Origin of the sequence: Telluribacter sp. (genome assembly GCF_035998675.1) — a bacterium.
GTDB lineage: Bacteria > Bacteroidota > Bacteroidia > Cytophagales > Spirosomataceae > Telluribacter.
This window is the reverse complement of record NZ_DASYHI010000006.1, coordinates 1-17,345: the sequence shown is the minus strand read 5'-3', so window position 1 is coordinate 17,345 and position 17,345 is coordinate 1. Positions and strand designations below refer to the sequence as shown.

15 protein-coding genes are annotated in these 17,345 nt (G+C 51.5%); 8 read left to right on the top strand and 7 right to left on the bottom strand.

Annotation, left to right across the window (positions count from 1 at the left end):
- Window positions 1-16 precede the first annotated feature (16 nt).
- The 5 genes from VGN67_RS01700 to VGN67_RS01680 all read right to left on the bottom strand — a co-directional run bounded on the left by VGN67_RS01700 (window position 17) and on the right by VGN67_RS01680 (window position 4,944).
- Entirely contained in the window at window positions 17-139 is a 123-nt protein-coding gene (locus VGN67_RS01700) for a hypothetical protein (RefSeq protein WP_327485031.1), read from the bottom strand.
- A 12-nt stretch (window positions 140-151) separates the two neighbouring features.
- Complete coding sequence (locus VGN67_RS01695) at window positions 152-406, bottom strand: hypothetical protein (protein ID WP_327485030.1); 255 nt, start codon at window positions 404-406, stop codon at window positions 152-154.
- A 5-nt stretch (window positions 407-411) separates the two neighbouring features.
- The gene (locus VGN67_RS01690) at window positions 412-1,200 is read right to left on the bottom strand and encodes a transposase (RefSeq protein WP_327485029.1); all 789 of its coding nucleotides are present in this window, start codon (window positions 1,198-1,200) and stop codon (window positions 412-414) included.
- Window positions 1,200-3,728 carry a DEAD/DEAH box helicase family protein gene (locus VGN67_RS01685; RefSeq protein WP_327485028.1) on the bottom strand — a complete coding sequence of 843 codons (2,529 nt, stop codon included), beginning with the start codon at window positions 3,726-3,728 and terminating at the stop codon, window positions 1,200-1,202. The genes VGN67_RS01690 and VGN67_RS01685 overlap by 1 nt, the downstream gene beginning before the upstream one ends.
- A gap of 211 nt (window positions 3,729-3,939) precedes the next feature.
- Window positions 3,940-4,944 (bottom strand): NAD(P)-dependent alcohol dehydrogenase, encoded by a 1,005-nt coding sequence (locus tag VGN67_RS01680; protein WP_327485027.1) that lies wholly within the window; start codon window positions 4,942-4,944, stop codon window positions 3,940-3,942.
- 220 nt (window positions 4,945-5,164) lie between these two features.
- Here VGN67_RS01680 and VGN67_RS01675 point away from each other — a divergent pair, with 220 nt between their 5' ends.
- The 3 genes from VGN67_RS01675 to VGN67_RS01665 all read left to right on the top strand — a co-directional run bounded on the left by VGN67_RS01675 (window position 5,165) and on the right by VGN67_RS01665 (window position 8,954).
- Window positions 5,165-6,478, top strand: coding sequence for a M20/M25/M40 family metallo-hydrolase (locus tag VGN67_RS01675; protein WP_327485026.1), 1,314 nt, complete (start codon window positions 5,165-5,167; stop codon window positions 6,476-6,478).
- A 130-nt stretch (window positions 6,479-6,608) separates the two neighbouring features.
- Window positions 6,609-7,934: a cytochrome ubiquinol oxidase subunit I gene (locus tag VGN67_RS01670; protein ID WP_327485025.1), complete on the top strand. Its 1,326-nt coding sequence runs from the start codon at window positions 6,609-6,611 to the stop codon at window positions 7,932-7,934.
- 3 nt (window positions 7,935-7,937) lie between these two features.
- Complete coding sequence (locus VGN67_RS01665; RefSeq protein WP_327485024.1) at window positions 7,938-8,954, top strand: cytochrome d ubiquinol oxidase subunit II; 1,017 nt, start codon at window positions 7,938-7,940, stop codon at window positions 8,952-8,954.
- Here the strand turns inward: VGN67_RS01665 and VGN67_RS01660 are convergent.
- Window positions 8,944-9,396 carry a GNAT family N-acetyltransferase gene (locus VGN67_RS01660; protein ID WP_327485023.1) on the bottom strand — a complete coding sequence of 151 codons (453 nt, stop codon included), beginning with the start codon at window positions 9,394-9,396 and terminating at the stop codon, window positions 8,944-8,946. The genes VGN67_RS01665 and VGN67_RS01660 overlap by 11 nt on opposite strands.
- A gap of 274 nt (window positions 9,397-9,670) precedes the next feature.
- Here VGN67_RS01660 and VGN67_RS01655 point away from each other — a divergent pair, with 274 nt between their 5' ends.
- The 4 genes from VGN67_RS01655 to pgl all read left to right on the top strand — a co-directional run bounded on the left by VGN67_RS01655 (window position 9,671) and on the right by pgl (window position 14,002).
- Window positions 9,671-9,985 (top strand): antibiotic biosynthesis monooxygenase family protein, encoded by a 315-nt coding sequence (locus VGN67_RS01655; RefSeq protein WP_327485022.1) that lies wholly within the window; start codon window positions 9,671-9,673, stop codon window positions 9,983-9,985.
- Window positions 9,986-10,261: 276 nt separating this feature from the next.
- On the top strand, window positions 10,262-11,677 hold the full coding sequence (gene gndA / locus VGN67_RS01650) for an NADP-dependent phosphogluconate dehydrogenase (RefSeq protein WP_327485021.1): 1,416 nt from the start codon (window positions 10,262-10,264) through the stop codon (window positions 11,675-11,677).
- A gap of 75 nt (window positions 11,678-11,752) precedes the next feature.
- The gene (gene zwf, locus VGN67_RS01645) at window positions 11,753-13,261 is read left to right on the top strand and encodes a glucose-6-phosphate dehydrogenase (RefSeq protein WP_327485020.1); all 1,509 of its coding nucleotides are present in this window, start codon (window positions 11,753-11,755) and stop codon (window positions 13,259-13,261) included.
- Window positions 13,262-13,270: 9 nt separating this feature from the next.
- A complete protein-coding gene (pgl, locus tag VGN67_RS01640) occupies window positions 13,271-14,002 on the top strand; it encodes a 6-phosphogluconolactonase (protein ID WP_327485019.1) in 732 nt (243 codons plus the stop codon).
- 86 nt (window positions 14,003-14,088) lie between these two features.
- Here pgl and VGN67_RS01635 read toward each other — a convergent pair whose 3' ends face one another.
- A complete protein-coding gene (locus tag VGN67_RS01635) occupies window positions 14,089-15,579 on the bottom strand; it encodes a hypothetical protein (protein WP_327485018.1) in 1,491 nt (496 codons plus the stop codon).
- Window positions 15,580-16,000: 421 nt separating this feature from the next.
- Between VGN67_RS01635 and VGN67_RS01630 the strand changes: the two genes are divergently transcribed.
- A complete protein-coding gene (locus VGN67_RS01630; protein WP_327485017.1) occupies window positions 16,001-17,194 on the top strand; it encodes an ATP-binding protein in 1,194 nt (397 codons plus the stop codon).
- Window positions 17,195-17,345 lie beyond the last annotated feature (151 nt).

The following is a 17,345-nucleotide window of genomic DNA, read 5'->3' as shown; positions in this document are numbered from 1 at the left end:
TCCGGCTTTGCTTCGCTTAGTAAATAAAGGCTTCCGCCGAGCGGGCGCACTGCCGGTTCATCAGCACCACTATCTTGGCCGGGTCCGGGAGTACCGTGTCTGAGGTAATAGCCGCCGGGTCTCCTTCCACCTTCGGCATAAACGAAAATGGTTAGGCGGTTTTCATCCGTTGGATCTGGGCTTCCTCCCGGGCCGGGTCGTTGGGGTACTCAGGGTCAGGTACAGTATAGCTGGAGAAGAACCGGGCCTCTCCGCCCAGTTCCACGGCCTCTTTGTCCATATCGTCCATGAACTTGTATATGAGGCCAATGGTGATCTGCTCTATCTGGGCTTTGGGGTCGGGTAGTTTGCCTACCAATATATCGCGGCAATCGTCAATTCGTTTTTTGGTGGAGGTATCCAGCATAGTTTCTAGGTAAAGAATCGGTCGTCTGACCAATTTTGGGGGTTATTGATAATGTATTCAGAAATGGTACGAAATGATTGTTCGTCCCGGATGACGTGGTCATGAAACCGGGATTGCCAGGCCATTTCCAGCCCCAGGCGGTTGGCGTGTTTGGTCACCGCCGATTTGTAACCCCCCACGATGGACGAAATGGTGTTTTTGCCCTGGTTTTGAAACCGTTGCCGGCCTATGTTTTCGGTTGGCGGTGGTGGTGAATAGGGGGGTGGTGGTGGTGACGACAATGGTGGTAATGGTGATGGTATTGATAATGATAATGATAATGGTAGAGACAAGGCATGCCTTGTCTCTACGTTTTGGTCATTTTGGTCATTTTGGTCGTTTCCATCCCCGTTATTGGCGGGATTATCCACGTTATCCGGGGTATTGGCGTTTCCACCGGGATTATCCACGTTATCCGGTATATTGATGTTTTCATCGTTTTTGTCCTGGTCAACCTGGGACCGGTCGGTGTTTCGGTCGTTCCCATTCAAAATCAAAATACCATGCACATGATTGGGCATTACCACAAATTCTCCCAATTCAATATTCCGGGCGTGATTTTTTATTTCGTGCCAAAACACATCCGCAATAACCCCCGCCGGGGACAATACCATTTTTCCGTTCACTACATTGCCAAAAAAGGGGGCGCGGTCTTTGGTACAAATCGTAACAAAATAGGCCGCATCCCAGCCATAGTCCCACTGTTGCCAGCGGGCCGAAGCAATGCGGTATTTGTTCCTGAATTTTTCTTCCATCAGGCAGCAAATCTATCCAGGTTAATATAATCCTTAATATACACGGGTATTACCTCACGGTATTCAGGAGCTACCTCCTTAAACTGAGAGATGGTCAGAGTAGGGTGGGTGTGCAGGGCGTGAAAGGCTTTGGCCGTAATGATTTTGCGAATATCCTGGTCTATGATGTACGCTTTAAAGAAGTACTTCAAAGCCCGCAGGTTTACGTCTTCGTGGGGAGGGTAAATAGAAATGAACTTATCAAACTCTTCTTCCAGCATCTCATCTTTTGATTTAAATCGGGGGATAATGCCAAATATCTTTTCCACTACTTCCCGGATAGAGGTTTTACGGTCAATTTTAGCCGCTTTTCTCAGTTTTTCCAGGCTGAAATATTCGTTTGGTTTATCAAAAATCTCATTTTGGATGTGACTGATCACGTGTTCCCAGTTTCCCAATTCCACATGCTTCTTAATGATGTCGTCCATGATGATACGGTCTTCAAACTTTTTGAAGAGCATGCGGTCAATCTTCATGCCTTCGTAACCAATCTGCTCTTCTTTGAGGGTAGCCAGTGGGTCAAGGCGGTGGCTGGTGTACTTGTCGAGGTTTACGCCCGTGCTGCCCCCGGCGCCGTCACCTTTTGGGGGCTTGGGCAGGTGTAGCTTTTCGTCGTAGTCAAACCGCTCTTCAAAGTACTCGCAGTTGGCAAAGAAGTCGAACAGCTTGAACACCTCTTTTTCGTACTGAATGGTTTCTTCTTCCCCTAATTCATTTTTGTAGCTATATTCAAACGTATGTTTCCGGGTGCCCCTGCCCTTTATTTGTACAAAATCAGCCGGACTGAAAATCGGGCGCATCATGGCAATATTCAACAGATCGGTACAATCATAGCCGGTAGTCATCATCCCCACCGTAACGCATACGCGCGACTTACCGGATTTGTACCCTTCCAGCCAGAAGGTTTTTCCATTCAGGTTGTTGTTGGAAAAATTAATGGTCATCTGCTGGGCCTCGCCCACCTGCGAAGTAACCTGTACGGCAAAGTCGGAATGGTACCTGCCGGGAAAAAGCTGTTCGGCCATCTCGTTTAATAGCTCGGTAAGTTTTCGGGCATGGTTCTGACTAACCGCAAACACAATGCTTTTGCCAATTTCCTGGGTAATGGGGTCGCGCAGGGCATTTTCTATAAAAGTCTGGCAAAATACGCGATTGGTCTTTTCCGAAAAAAACTTCTTTTCAAAGTCACGGGACACAAAGGTTTCCGTTTCTTCGCCCTCTTCGGTAGGTATGGCTACCGCATAGCCTCTATCTGAAAGTAGTTGCGTGGTTATTTCGGTCCGGGCATCCAGTACTTTGGGATTGATGAGGTAGCCATCTTTTACCCCGTCCAGCAACGAATAGCGGAACGTCGGGTCGCCGCCTTCGCAGCCAAAGGTAGCGTAGGTATCGCGAAGCATTCTGCGTTCAATTTCCCGCGGGTCGTCTTCTTTTACCTGATCGGGATCAACCCCTTTCAGGTAGTCTTTGGGCGTGGCAGTCAGGCCTAATTTGTACCCTTGAAAATATTCAAAAACCGCCCGTGCATTACCGGCAATGGAACGGTGTGATTCGTCAGAAATAAGCAGGTCAAAATCAGAGGGAGTGAACTCGTACCGGTATTTGTCGTTAGACATCAGCGACTGGATGGTCGTTACGACAATGTCGGCCTTTTGCCAGTCGTTTTTATGTTCTTTGTAAATGAAGGTACTATAGTCGGGTTTGAGGTAGTTGGTAAAAGCTTTCCAGGCCTGGTCTTCCAGTTCCAGGCGGTCGACCAGGAACAGAACACGGCGGGCGTTCTGTGTTCGCAGGAATAAGCGAATAACAGCGGCGGAGGTTAGCGTTTTTCCGGTTCCGGTCGCCATTTCAAAAAGAAACCGGTCTTTGCCTTCCTGTACTGCATTTTGCAAATGCTGAATGGCGCTCAATTGGTACGGTCGCAGGAAGCGCAACCCATTGGCCCAGATGAAATCCCTGCTGGCGGCCACGCTGCCTTTCCATTCGGGACGTACGGCATAGTCGGGCATCTGGACGGTTACGATGTAGTCAATCCCTACGGGTTCCTGGGCTAGTACGTTCCGGTCGGGCTTCCATACTTTAATGGCCCCCAGCTCTGCCGGGGAAGGGAACTTATAGATGGGCTTCGGATTGCCCTTCTGTATATCCCATAAATAATGGACGATTCCGTTGGAAAGGATTACAAAGCGGGCCTCCACGGTATTTGCGTATTTTCGGGCCTGCTCCTTGGCCACCAGGGGGTGCAGGCTTTCCTTTTTTGCTTCGAGTACGCAAATAGGTTTATTATGATTATCAACCAGTAAAAAATCCAGAGAGCCACTTTTCGTCATCTCAAAATCATTGCCCCAGGCGTCAATTTCAGATTGGGTGATTTTTACATGGTTTTCAAGCCAGATGTTGGCTGGCCCTACTTCACTATCGAAAAACCTCCACCCTGACTCTTCGAGCAACTGATTTATTTTTATTCTGGCGTGGGCTTCATTTTTCATTTGTAGAGGATACTATATGTGGGCTAGGGTTTTATAAGCAGGCCATTCGCCGGGTATTTTTTAGCCAGACCTTTACTTAGTGGTGGCACTCAGGTAATACTTATGCAATGGTAAGTTCGCAATAAATTACAATTTTCCTCACTTAACCTTCCATAAGTTCAATCTGAGCCGCTTCGTGGAAGTTTTAATGAGTTGGATTCAATGGCAATTACTACATCCTTATCACCACCTTCCCCTGCACCTCCCCCGTTCCAAAGTACCGGAACGCGTCGGGTACTTCGTGGAGCGGATAAGTTCGGTCAATAACCGGTACTACCTGTCCGGTTTCGAAGAGGAAGCTTAACTCATCCAGATCGGCCCTATTGGGTTTGTGCGCCAAAATACCAATGTGGGTACCCGGCCCGATCCGTTTTGCCAGCATCACGCCCAGGCTTGCCACCCCGATAATTCGTCCCGGAGTACCGCCCAGCATCACGTATCGGGAGCCGCCGCTCCGGCCCCCGGGACGCAGGATTTGCAGGTACTTAAAAACCGAACGCTGACCTACCACATCCAGGATCAGGTCATAGGGCTGGCTGCCGTCCAGATTTAGTGTATCGGCAAAATCGTCCCGCGTATAGTCCAGCACATGGTCGGCCCCGAGGGAGCGTAGCCGGTCTAGTTTTTCGGTACTGTCTATGGCGGTCACTTCGGCCCCCTGGTTTTTGGCCATCTGAATCGCAAAAGTACCTACTCCGCCACCAGCACCTACGATCAGGACCCGCTGCCCCGGCTGAATAGTGCCCCGGTAGCGTAGCCCCTGTAGAGCCAGCACACCCGCCTGGGGGGTGGCCGCGGCCTGCTCAAAGGTCATCCCGGAGGGTTTGAGGGCCAGGACCTCCTCGGGGGCGCAGACGTACTCGGCAAAGCCACCCCAGGTACAGCCGGACAGATCACCGAACACTTCATCACCCGGTCTTAATCGGGTTATGTTTTTACCCACGGTTTCTACCCGCCCCGCTACGTCGCAGCCGAGTATGGGGTATTTTGGTTTTTGCAGCCCGAACAGGAGCCGAAACAAGAGCGGTTTACCCTGTATGAAATCCCAGTCCCAGGAGTTGATGCAGGCCGCCTGTACCTGTATAAGTACTTCATTGTCTTTGGGAACTGGCTTAAGCACCTCGCGGAGCTGGAGTACATCCGGAGTGCCGTACCGGGGACATATGATCGCTTTCATAGGGATAGGGGATAGTGTGTTACGTACCAAATATACGCAGTGCCAAATAGGTACTTAACAGGAAAGGTATGAGTGGTGAAAAACGATTCTTAGAGAGGTACCTGTGTACAGTACCGGTTAGGCTGAAACGGTAGTAAACAACTTTTGACCCGTGCCCGCGTCGGATGTACTGTCTTTCTCCTTACCTTGAAATCGCAAAACAGACAAGCAATTAACCCGAATGAATCAACTAGTTCGCATAGGTGCCATGGGCCTGCTCATGGCCGGTCTGGTACCTGTTACCACCCAGGCCCAGGAAGCCGGCAAAGAAGTACCCGTACAGGCCGCTCAACGCTATACGCAGGAGATACAGACACTGGCGAAGCAGCCCAAAGTGCAGCAGGCTTTCCAGCTTTTTCAGCAACTCGAACCCTGGACTCTACAGCACCTGCGCACCCTGACCGAAATACCCGCGCCGCCCTTCAAGGAAGAGGTACGTGGTCGAAAATACGCCGAGTTGCTACGCGCCGCCGGAGCCGATTCGGTATGGACGGATGAGGTAGGTAACGTCATAGCCAAACGCCGGGGCAAAACCGGTAAAAAGACCGTAGTACTGGAAGCGCACCTGGACACGGTATTCCCCGAAGAAACCGACGTAAAAATAAAGCAACGGGGTGATACCCTGCTGGCACCGGGCATCGGCGACGACACGCAAGGGCTGGCGATGGTACTTACGGTACTGGAAGTGATGGAAAAGACGGGTATTGAAACGGAGGCCGATGTGCTTTTTATAGGTACCGTGGGCGAAGAAGGGCTGGGCGACCTGCGGGGCGTTAAGAAACTGTTCGACACCCCCGGCCTGAAAATAGACTCCTACATCGCCATTGACGGCCTGGGAGCCAGCAGCATTACCCATCGGGGTTTGGGTTCACACCGCTACGAGGTGACGTTTAAGGGGCCGGGCGGGCACTCGTCGGGGGCGTTTGGGCTGGTGAATCCGCACGGGGCGCTGGGCCGGGCCATTTACTACTTCACGCAGGAAGCCGATAAGTTTACCCGTCAGGGTGTACGCACTACCTACAACGTAGGTATGGTGGGCGGAGGTACTTCGGTCAATGCCATACCGTTTGAGTCGTGGATGCAGGTAGATTTGCGCTCGGAGAGTCCGGAGCAGCTGGCGGGCATTGATAAACTATTGCAGGAAGCGGTACAGCGGGCCCTGCGCGAAGAGAACGCCATGAAGCGCCTGGGTCCGGACCTGACCGTGGACGTAAAGCTGGTGGGGGACCGTCCGTCGGGCAGCCTCGACCAGAGCCACGCCCTGGTGCAGCGGGCCATTGCGGCTACGCGTCAGGTACAGCAGGAGCCGGCGCTGCGGGTTGGTTCTACCAATGCCAATACACCGTTCTCCAAAGGAGTACCGGCCATTACCATTGGGGCGGGTGGCAAAGGCGGCGGCGCGCATGCGCTGGACGAGTGGTTTATCAATGACAGGGCCTATCTGGCCATGCAGCGTACCTTGCTGATTCTGCTGGCGGAGGCGGGGTTGCGGTAGTGCCGTAGTATGGATTGTCAGAGGTAGAAAGGGCTGAATTCAGTTCATTAGAATAAATTTCAATTGGCCCCGGAGGGGTCGTACCTTAGTAGAAAATAGCTAATAATCGAACTGATGTTCATGTATCGATATGGATGATTTATTGGCGGCCCGGTTGCAGATGGCAACTTCGCTGGGCTTTCATATTGTGTTTGCCTGCATTGGCATGACCATGCCCGTGCTGATGGCGTTCAGTGAGTGGAAGTGGATACGTACCTCTGAGCCCGTATACCTGGACCTCGCCAAAGCCTGGTCAAAGGGCGTGGCGTTGTTTTTCGCAGTTGGAGCCGTGTCGGGTACAGTACTTTCCTTTGAGCTGGGACTGCTTTTTCCGGGATTTATGCGGCACGCCGGGCCTATCATCGGCATGCCTTTTTCCTGGGAAGGTACTGCTTTCTTCATTGAGGCCATCGCGCTGGGTGTTTTCCTGTACGGCTGGGACCGTCTCAATAAGTGGGTACACTGGCTGTCGGGGGTAGTGGTGGGGGTATCGGGGGTACTGTCTGGTATATTTGTGGTTTCGGCCAATGCTTGGATGAACAGTCCCGCCGGGTTTAGCTGGGAGAATGGAGAGGCAATGAATATTGACCCGGTAGCGGCGATGTTCAATGACGCCTGGTTTTCGCAGGCCCTGCACATGACCCTGGCGGCTTTTGTGGCTACTTCCTTCGCGGTAGCGGGGGTACATGCCTTTTTACTTTCTAAAAATCCCGGAAACACCTTTCACCGGCAGGCGGTCAAAATAGCGCTGTCCTTCGGGGCGGTGTCGGCATTTTTGCAACCCATCAGCGGGGATATATCGGCCAAAGACGTAGCGGAGCGGCAACCGGCCAAGCTGGCGGCGCTGGAGGTACTTTATAAAACCAGTAAACCCGCCGACCTGATTATTGGCGGTATTCCCAACGATAAGGAGCAGCGGGTTGACTACGCCATTCATGTACCGGGCGCGCTCAGCTACCTGGCGCACGGCGATTTTGGCGCGGAGGTAACCGGGCTGGACAAGTTCCCGCCGGACGAGCGCCCGCCGGTACTTATTACCCACCTGGCTTTTCAGCTAATGGTTGGCATAGGTACATTGCTGGCGCTGGCGGGTTTTCTGTTTCTGGTGTTCAGCTGGCGCTGGAAGCATAACCTGTCCAGGCGGTGGTGGCTGCTATTCATCGCTTTTCTCACGCCGCTGGGCTTTATTGCCGTGGAAGCCGGCTGGACCGTCACCGAAGTAGGCCGACAGCCCTGGATAATTTATAACGTCATGAAAACCAAAGACGCGGTGTCGGCTATGCCGGGGTTGCAGTATTCTTTCTACCTTATTTCGGCGGTGTACCTGCTGCTGACCGGGCTGCTGGTATGGATGATGCGTCGGCAAATAGAAACCGTTGACCATTTTTATCCCTCAGCCCGAAATCCCAAAGAGTAAGCTATGCTGCAGATTATCATCCTTATACTGGGCGTTTCCTTTATTCTGTACACCATCCTGGGTGGGGCCGATTTTGGCGCCGGTATCGTGGAAACCTTTGCGGGCAAAAAGGGCGAAAGAATTATTTCCAAAGCCCTCGCGCCCGTTTGGGAGGCTAACCACGTATGGCTGATCCTGGCTATTGTGATCTTGTTTACCGCCTTCCCGCTGGTGTATTCTACCATCAGCGTCGTGCTGCACATTCCCCTCATGATCGTTCTGATCGGGATAGTGCTGCGCGGTTCGTTCTTTACCTTTCGCCACTACGACATCGGGCACAGCGGTACCCACAAGTACTATACGGCTGTCTTTAAAGTATCCAGTTTTATAACGCCGGTGTTCCTGGGGGTAACGCTGGGAGCCATGATTCTGGGAAAAATGGATTTGGTTTCAACCACTGGGAGTTTTTACGAACAGTACGTGCAGCCCTGGTTCAATCTGTTTTGCCTGGCTATGGGCTTGTTTTCGGCTTTTCTGTTTGGGTACATTGCCTCAATATTCCTGATTGGCGAAACCAAATCACCGATTGAGCGGGAAAGGTACCTGCGGTTGTCCCGGTTCTTTATGCTCCTGACCTTTGTCATGAGTATCCTGGTATTTGTGGCGGCCGAGTTTGAAAACCATCCCCTGTTCGATGAGTTTTTCAGCGCTCCGGTTAGTATCGCGGCTTTTACGGGGGTACTACTGCTGGTACCGGCTATTTTTTACCTGCTAAACCACCCCATTATTCTGTTTCTGCGGGCGGCTGTCAGTATGCAGGTGGCGCTGGTGATAGTGGGCTGGTTCGCTATTCAGTATCCGGTCCTGCTGGTTGAAAAAAATGGCAATCACCTTACTTTTTATAATACCACTGCTCCCGATGCCACCCTCTTTCAATTGCTGATCGCGCTGTTTGTGGGGCTGCTGTTTGTAGTACCGGCTTTCTTTTTTCTCTTTAAAGTGTTCAAACCCGGCGAAGACCAGCACCAGGTCAATCACTGATGGGTGTAGCGGCGTACTCCCACAGCAGTACTTCCCCGTCCTCCTCATCATGGACTGTTCCCCGCAGGCTGAACCCATTTCTTTTTAAAATACCCGCCGATGCGTAATTTTCGGGTAAGGTTCGGGCGGTGATACGGACGGAGGAGTTGGCTTGTAAGGCCAATTGTACCAGTTGTCGGCATATTTCGGTGCCAAAGCCCTGTCCCTGATACGCAGGAAAGGTACCGTAGTCTATCTCAACGATACCCCCAATGGGTCGTCCTTTAAAACCTCCCGCTCCAACCAGCTTATCTTCTACCTGTGCGTAGTATCCAATCCAGGGAGGATCATAGCCGACCCGTTCAAAGTAGTCAATCGATATCTGGAGGTTCGGCTGGCAATCGGAATGATCCCGAAATTCCGGATTCTCGTCCAGGGTTTTTTTGATGGGGAGTAGCTGCATCTGGCGTTCTGTTTTTTACCTGACCTTTCACCTGCTGGAAAAGAAAAGCAAAAAAAGGTTCTACTATTACCAGAGGAGGGGTCTTTTTATAAGCGTCTTGTAACGCCTTGATAACTACACTTTATTTTTTATTTTGGACAAAGTGTACACTGGCTACTGGTGAATCCGGTACTAGCTATCTTTTACAAATGTTTTTTCTCCTTCTCCCTTTTGGTATCTTTCAAAACGAATCGGGCTGCTGGTTAGCTCCGGATAAAACCATTATCAATAATACATGAACAACAAATACGGACTCCACGGAAAATTGAAGGCACTTTCCGGTAATGGGGATAATCTGGCCTCCATTCTACTGGAAGCCGCCCAATTAGTGTCAACGGCTAAGGGCTGCCACCTGTACCTCGTCAGTCGCGATACAAAGGAGGCAGAGGCGGTATGGGTAACGGAAGTGTGGGACAGCAAAGAAGACCACGACAATTCCCTGAAAGTAGAAGGCGTACGGGAGCTGATCGGCCGGGCCATGCCCCTGCTGGATGGTATGCCCGAAAAAGGGCAGGAGCTGGAGGTACTGGGTGGAGCAGGAATTAATTGAAAGTTATACTTGGGCTCGAATAAAGTTTAGGGAGGCAATGGCTACGGCAGCCATTGCCTTTTTATTATATACCTGGTGCTGTTTTTGGTATTGAAAATGAGGTAGTTACGAAATTTAGGCTAAACTGATTCTTTAATCCTGCTGCCTTAACCGGGATATATTGCTGGAAAAAGGTTGTATAAGCAGTAGTTTAGCACCCGAACAATAGCTATACAACACTACTAGTACATTACTCATAGTACCAAAAGACATATAACACTACTATAAGCTCTAATTATGGCAAATTTACAGTACGAATTCGGAATGGTTGGCCTGGGGGTAATGGGCAGAAACCTGATGCTCAATATCGCTGATCATGATTTTTCGGTTATAGGCCTGGACCTGGACCCCCTGAAAGCCGCGGCCGTGCAGGCCGAAGCCGGGGAAGGCAAACCTGCCCGTGGTACTACCTCTATTGAAGAATTTGTGCAGTCGATCCGAAAGCCCCGGGCAATCATGATGCTGGTACCGGCGGGTAACCCGGTCGATGCCGTTATAGACAGCCTGTTGCCGCTGCTGGAGCCGGGCGATATCCTGATTGACGGCGGCAACTCCTACTTTCCGGATACTGAGCGCCGGGTGGTGGAGTTGGAAGCACAAGGTATCCACTTCTTCGGAATGGGCGTATCGGGCGGTGAAAAGGGAGCCCGTTTTGGCCCGAGTATGATGCCGGGCGGAAACCGGGAGGCTTACGAACGGCTGCGTCCGGTGTTTGAAGCCATTGCCGCCAAAGTAGATGGCGAACCCTGTGTGGCCTATCTGGGTAGCGGTTCGGCGGGAAACTACGTAAAAATGGTACATAACGGCATCGAGTACGGCATTATGCAGCTCATTGCCGAAGCCTATGACCTGCTGAAGCGGGGAGGTGGGTTGAATGACGACGAACTTCAGGCTGTTTTTGAGGATTGGAACCAGTCGGAGCTACAGTCTTTTCTGATTGAGATTACGGCCCAGATTCTTAAGAAAGTAGACGACGAAACCGGGCAGCGTCTGGTGAGTGTCATTTCGGATCGGGCCCGCTCCAAAGGTACCGGCAAATGGACCTCCCAAAACGCGATGGACCTGCAGGTACCTATCCCAACCATTGATATGGCGGTACTGATGCGTGATATATCCAAATATAAGGAGGAGCGGGTAGAAGCCTCTAAACTACTGCCCAATAAAGCGCTTCAGTCAGATATTAAAACGGAGCAGCAGGAGCTGGTCAATCAAATGCGCAATGCCTTCTACTTCGCCATGATTTCGACTTATGCGCAGGGCCTGGCGCAGCTTACAGTAGCTTCTGAGGCCTATAATTTTGGACTGCAGCTACAGGAAGTAGCTAAAATCTGGCGCGGGGGCTGTATCATCCGGGCGGCCTGCCTGTCGGACATTCGGTCGGCTTACGAGCAGAACCCGCAGTTGCCCAACCTGCTGCTTGACCCGAAGGTAGGTAGTGACCTGTTAGATCGTCTGGAGGATATGCGTGCCGTCCTGAAAATGGCTATTGACAAAGGAATTGCGATGCCCGCCTTTATGGTTTCGCTGGCTTATTTTGACGCCTATCGTACCGAAGTACTACCTACTAACCTGATTCAGGCGCAGCGCGACTACTTTGGAGCCCATACTTACGAGCGGGTAGACAGGGAGGGTATTTTCCATACGGAGTGGTAGTTATAAGTAATTAAGCAGAGCGGCTCCCGCCGAAAGGGATCTGGCTTTCTCTCCATTTTTTTCTTTTGATGTACTATGAATTCAACGAATAAAGCCGCACCTACCATAGCCGTTATTTTTGGCGGGACCGGAGATTTAACCAAACGGAAACTGATTCCGGCCTTTTACAATCTTTTTCTGGAAGGCCGGATGCCGGAGCAGTTTGCGGTGATTGGCCTGGGACGCACAGATACCGACGATGCCCGATACCAGAAACACCTGCGGGAGGGGCTCAATGAATTTTCGCGCAGCGGGGCACCTGCTGATGATACCTGGAAAACCTTTCGTAGCTCCATTTATTACCTGCAATCCAACATTAATGACCCCTCGTCCTATGAGGAACTGGCCGAAAAGATAAAGGTACTCGAAGAGGGGTGGGGGGGGCGGGCTAACCGGTTATTTTACCTGTCGGTTGCTCCCAACTTTATTGAGCCAATTACGGTCAACCTGGCCAAGGTAGGCATTGCGAGTGACGTATCTCACGACCGCATAGTGGTAGAGAAGCCCTTTGGTCATGATCTGGAAACGGCCCGTGAGTTGAATCAACTACTTACCCGTACATTTCAGGAGTCACAGATTTACCGGATCGATCACTACCTGGGTAAGGAAACTGTCCAGAATATTCTGGCTCTCAGGTTTGCTAATGCGCTTTTTGAACCCCTCTGGAACCGCAACTACATTGAGTACGTGCAGATAACGGTAGCCGAAGAGGTAGGGGTCGAAGACCGGGGTGGCTACTACGAAGGCTCGGGTGCGCTACGCGATATGATTCAGAACCACCTGCTGCAGTTGCTTTGCATGGTGGCCATGGAGCCGCCGGTGACGTTTGAGGCCGAAGAAATCCGCAACCGGAAGGTCGATGTACTGCAGGCCATCCGGAGGTACTCCCGCGAGGAAGTCGGCAAGTACGCCGTACGCGGACAATACGGACCAGGTTGGCTGAAAGGGAAACAGGTACCCGGCTACCGCGAGGAACCCGACGTAGATCCCAATTCCGGAACCGAAACCTACGCGGCTTTGAAGTTCTACCTGGACAACTGGCGCTGGCAGGGAGTCCCGTTTTATTTGCGTACCGGTAAACGGATGCAGGAAAAGAGTTCTTCCATTACTATTCAGTTCCAGCCGGTGCCGCATCTGACGTTCCCGGCGACGATGTCGGAGAATATTTTACCTAACCGCCTTGTCATCAATATTCAGCCGCAGATGGATATACGTCTGCGCTTTATGGCTAAAAAAACCGGATTGGAAATGGCTCTGACTCCGGCAGAAATGGTATTCGACTTCAACGGTGGCACCACCAAATCCCAGTCGCCGGAGGCCTACGAAACCTTGCTGCTGGATGCCATGCAGGGCGATGCAACGCTGTTTATGCGCTCTGATCAGGTGGAAGTAGCCTGGGAGGTAATTACGCCGATTCTGGCCACCTGGGGCTCGCGGCAGTCGCTGGAGTTCCCGAACTACGCGGCGGGTATGTGGGGCCCCGAAAACGCCGAGGCACTCATCGCCCGCGACGGTCACACCTGGACGGTAACCATGTCCCATTAAAGCAGAACTATGTTAAAGATATTTGAAAATAAGGAGCAGCTTAGTGAGGCGGCAGCCCGGCTTTTTGTCGAGACTGCCCAAAAAGCGGTGCAGCAAAACGGACGTTTTACCGTGGCCCTGACCGGAGGTTCCTCTCCCGTACAGCTACATACCATGCTGGCACAGTCGCCCTACCTGGACCAGGTACCCTGGGAAAAGACGTACGTATTCTGGGGCGATGAACGCTGGGTACCCCTGACCGATGACCGCAGCAATGCCAAAATGGCTCAGGAAACTCTCTTGGGTAAGGTACCTATTCCTCAGGAGCAGATTTATCCCATGTGGGCCGGGGGTACTGAGCCGGAGGAGTTTGCCCGGCATTACGAGCAGCTTCTACGGAACCATTTCGGTCAGGAAGCTCCCCGATTTGACTTGATCCTGCTGGGCATGGGGGACGATGGACATACGGCTTCACTATTCCCGGGTACTGAGGTACTGCACGAACAGTCACGCTGGGTACAGGCCTACTACCTGGAGCCGCAGTCGATGTACCGCGTTACCCTCACGGCACCGCTGATTAACCAGGCAAAGACCATTTGTTTCCTGACGTTTGGCAGCAACAAAGCCGGGGCCTTGTACGAAGTACTGGAAGGAGAAAGGAATCCGGAGCAGTATCCTTCTCAGCTCATCCAGCCCCGGGAGGGGGAAGTACTTTGGATGGTGGATGAAAGCGCGGCTTCGCTATTGACAAAGAAAGAATAGAAGGTACCTGATACGGCTCATATACAAACAGGGGGAAAGTTTTACTTCTCCCCCTATTTATATTTCAAATTCCTGATTTCCCAGAGCTACTTCGGATTACTCACCCAGCCCCACTTTTTGCCTTGCAATGCCCATTTTCGCGGATTACCCGCCCTCTCCTGCTCGGGTGCCTGCGCGCGGTGCGCGCGCCACATGGCCGTTACAAACGGGTCAAAGGTAGTAGTTTCGGCCTTGGGGCGGGGGTAGGTACCACGGGCGCTGGCGTAGGGGTCGTCTTCCCGCATCCAGCGTTCTATATAATCAAAGTGCGCGTCGTGGTTCCAGAGTTTGATGGCTTTCATATAGCGGGCAGCCAGGGCGGTACCGGTCCAGGCGGAGGCGTTGCAGCAGGTACGGTAGCCCTCGGAGGTTTTGTCCCACTTCTCCCACTGTTCCGGCTGTTTCTCTTCGTAAGGCTCCCGGTTGCCGTGGTGGATAATCATCTGCCACAGTACTGTCTGTCCAAACCAGCCCTTCCCGTAGTAGGTTTGGGTATCTTCGTGGAATACGGCCGTTTCGGGTAGCTGCGCCAGGGCAGGATTGTCCAGCATAAGACTGGCAAACAGGATGGGCCACTTGCGGCCGCTTGAATGCCCGCCGCCTTCGTTCCAATACCCACCCACCTGAGCAATGCCATAGAGGTCAATACCCCGCTGGATTAGCTCAATGGTTAGCTTTTCCTTCCGCTCGCGGGGTACATCCAGCAGTACCATCAGACTGGACATGGATACCAACCGGGCGTACTCGCGGCCGTAAGGGGGCTGGTTTTCGTTGGGTACCAGTTCCTGCTGCGACCAGCTCATAATATGGTCAATCCAGGGACGCTGAAAGTACCTTTCAATTGCTTCCCAGAAAGGTACTTCCCCGGCCGGTTGAAGCCGGGGCAGCAGGTCCCACTGAATATCTCGGGCTCTGAAAATGGGTTTATCCGTACCGGCATAGGGCGGACGAAACGCGTCGGCCGGTGGCTCCTGCGCCAGACAGGTCAGTACCGCCGCGGCCTTCATCACCACCTGACTTTTCTTTTCATTATCCCACATCAAATCTTTATTGAAATGGTCTACGGGCAGCGTAGTATTACTAATAGAAGAAATAAGCGACCGATCGGTAGCCAGGTCCAGGGGGAGAGTAATCGCGTCATGTTGGCGGAAAGACCCGCTGCGGGAATCGTAGCCCTGGGTATAGCCGGCTTTCAAAACAATCATGGAGCCGTTGCGCATGGCTGTGTCCTTTTTCAGGCTGGTATCGTTCCAGTGATTAATCTTTATGGCAGACGTATCAACCTTCGCCGGACCGGGAGCCGGGCTAATTTTTACTACTCTGACCGGACCTACTACCCACCAGTCGCCGGTGATAAACTGGCCGGTTTGAGTGGGTTTGTCAAAGGTCCAAGTAATGCCGTACTGACTGACTTCCTGCCGCAGGGCGACTTTATTAGGCTGGTTGTGGGAATCTGTATTTGCGGAACCAGCCGGTTTAGTGCAGGAATAAGGAATTAATACCAGGAGAGAAAGGAAATAGGCTGAAACCGTTTTCATGATTTTTTATGTACATATTTTTGTATTCCAACCGAGTACAATCAGACAAGCAAAACTGCTTCACCAGCATTTTCTACTTGTACCTAAACCTTGTACCTAAACTTCGTGAATGAATATCCGCACCGTAGCATTAGTGGATTGTATCTTTATGTCCTGTGAATTCTGTAATCCAAAAAGTTTAGCCCCTAGCTTTCGAAATTGTCGGTGACCTGGGCAAGGACCGTTTCGTCAATCTGCTGCCCTCCGACTGGCAGCGGGATTGAGGGAAGCGAAGTTGGATCTGGGATTGGTAGCGAATTTATTCATTTAACCTAAACGAATGATTTCTGTTAACTGATGGAAAATAGTCCTCAAAATTATAATAATTGCATAGTAAGATGTGCATAAAGATAGCTATATTGCACATTATAATGTGCAATATATGGAACAACTGCTCCTGAAATCTGAATTACTAACTGACCGTACCCAAACGCGTTTCACACGCGGTTTATTCGAAAGGATCGATTGGAACAATCGCTTAATTGGCGTGAAAGGCTCACGGGGTACGGGCAAAACCACCCTCCTGTTGCAGAGGCTTAAATCTCTGGGTAAATCAGCGAGCGAAGCGGCGTACTTCACACTGGACGATCTGTACTTTACCACCCATTCACTCGTCGAAACGGCTACGGATTTTTATAAAAAGGGTGGGAAAATATTGTTTCTGGACGAGGTGCATAAGTATCCCAATTGGGCACAGCACCTGAAAAATCTGTACGACTTTTATCCTGACCTGCAGTTGGCCTTTACCGGATCGTCCATCATAGACATAGCGCGTCAGGAAGCTGACCTGAGTCGCCGGGCGTTGCTGTATGAGCTACCGGGGATGTCGTACCGGGAGTACCTGGCATTTGAAGGCATTCTGCAGGCGGAGCCGTTCACTTTGTCGGAGATACTTTCGGAAGCCCGGCCGTGGAGGGCGCTACTATCGGGGGGCTTCCAGCCTTTACAGCATTTCGCGACGTACCTCCGTTCGGGCTACTATCCATTCTACAAGGAAGACCCGGAAGGCTTCTCCCAACGGGTACAGCAGCTCATTCGCCTGATTGTGGAGTACGACATGGCCGAGTTACAGGATTTTGACATCCGTAATGCCCGGAAAATGCTGCAACTGCTGTATATTCTGGCAGAAAACGTACCCTTCAAGCCCAACCTAACCCAATTGGCCGAGAAAAGCCAGATCCATAGGAATAGCGTAAACAATTACCTGCATTTTCTGGAACAGGCCCGCCTGATCCGGCTGCTCCACGCCGAAGGAATCAGCGTGGCTACGCTGCAAAAGCCCGAGAAGATCTACCTGGATAATACCAACCTTTCCTTTGCTCTGTCGCATTCCCAACCCGATAAGGGAAACTTACGCCAAACTTTTTTCAATAATCAACTCGTCCAGGGCCATACGGTACGGCAAAGTAAGGCAGCAGATTTTCTGGTAGATGGTATCTATACCTTTGAGGTAGGAGGCAAGAACAAGCAGCAAAAACAAATCGAAGGAATACCGAATGCCTATGTCGCCAAAGACGATGTCGACTCGGGCATTGGGCGCACGATACCGCTATGGGTGTTTGGCTTTTTGTATTAAAAAAAGCATTTAAGTAGTGGGTCATATTTAGTCATACATTTATTTGATTGAGAACAGGATGGAAAACACCTGGTTTCCATAATTTTCAAGAATATGGTTTACTCTCGAATGCAGCGCCGCTTTACTTTCAAAATCCTGAGGGCGCAGCCAC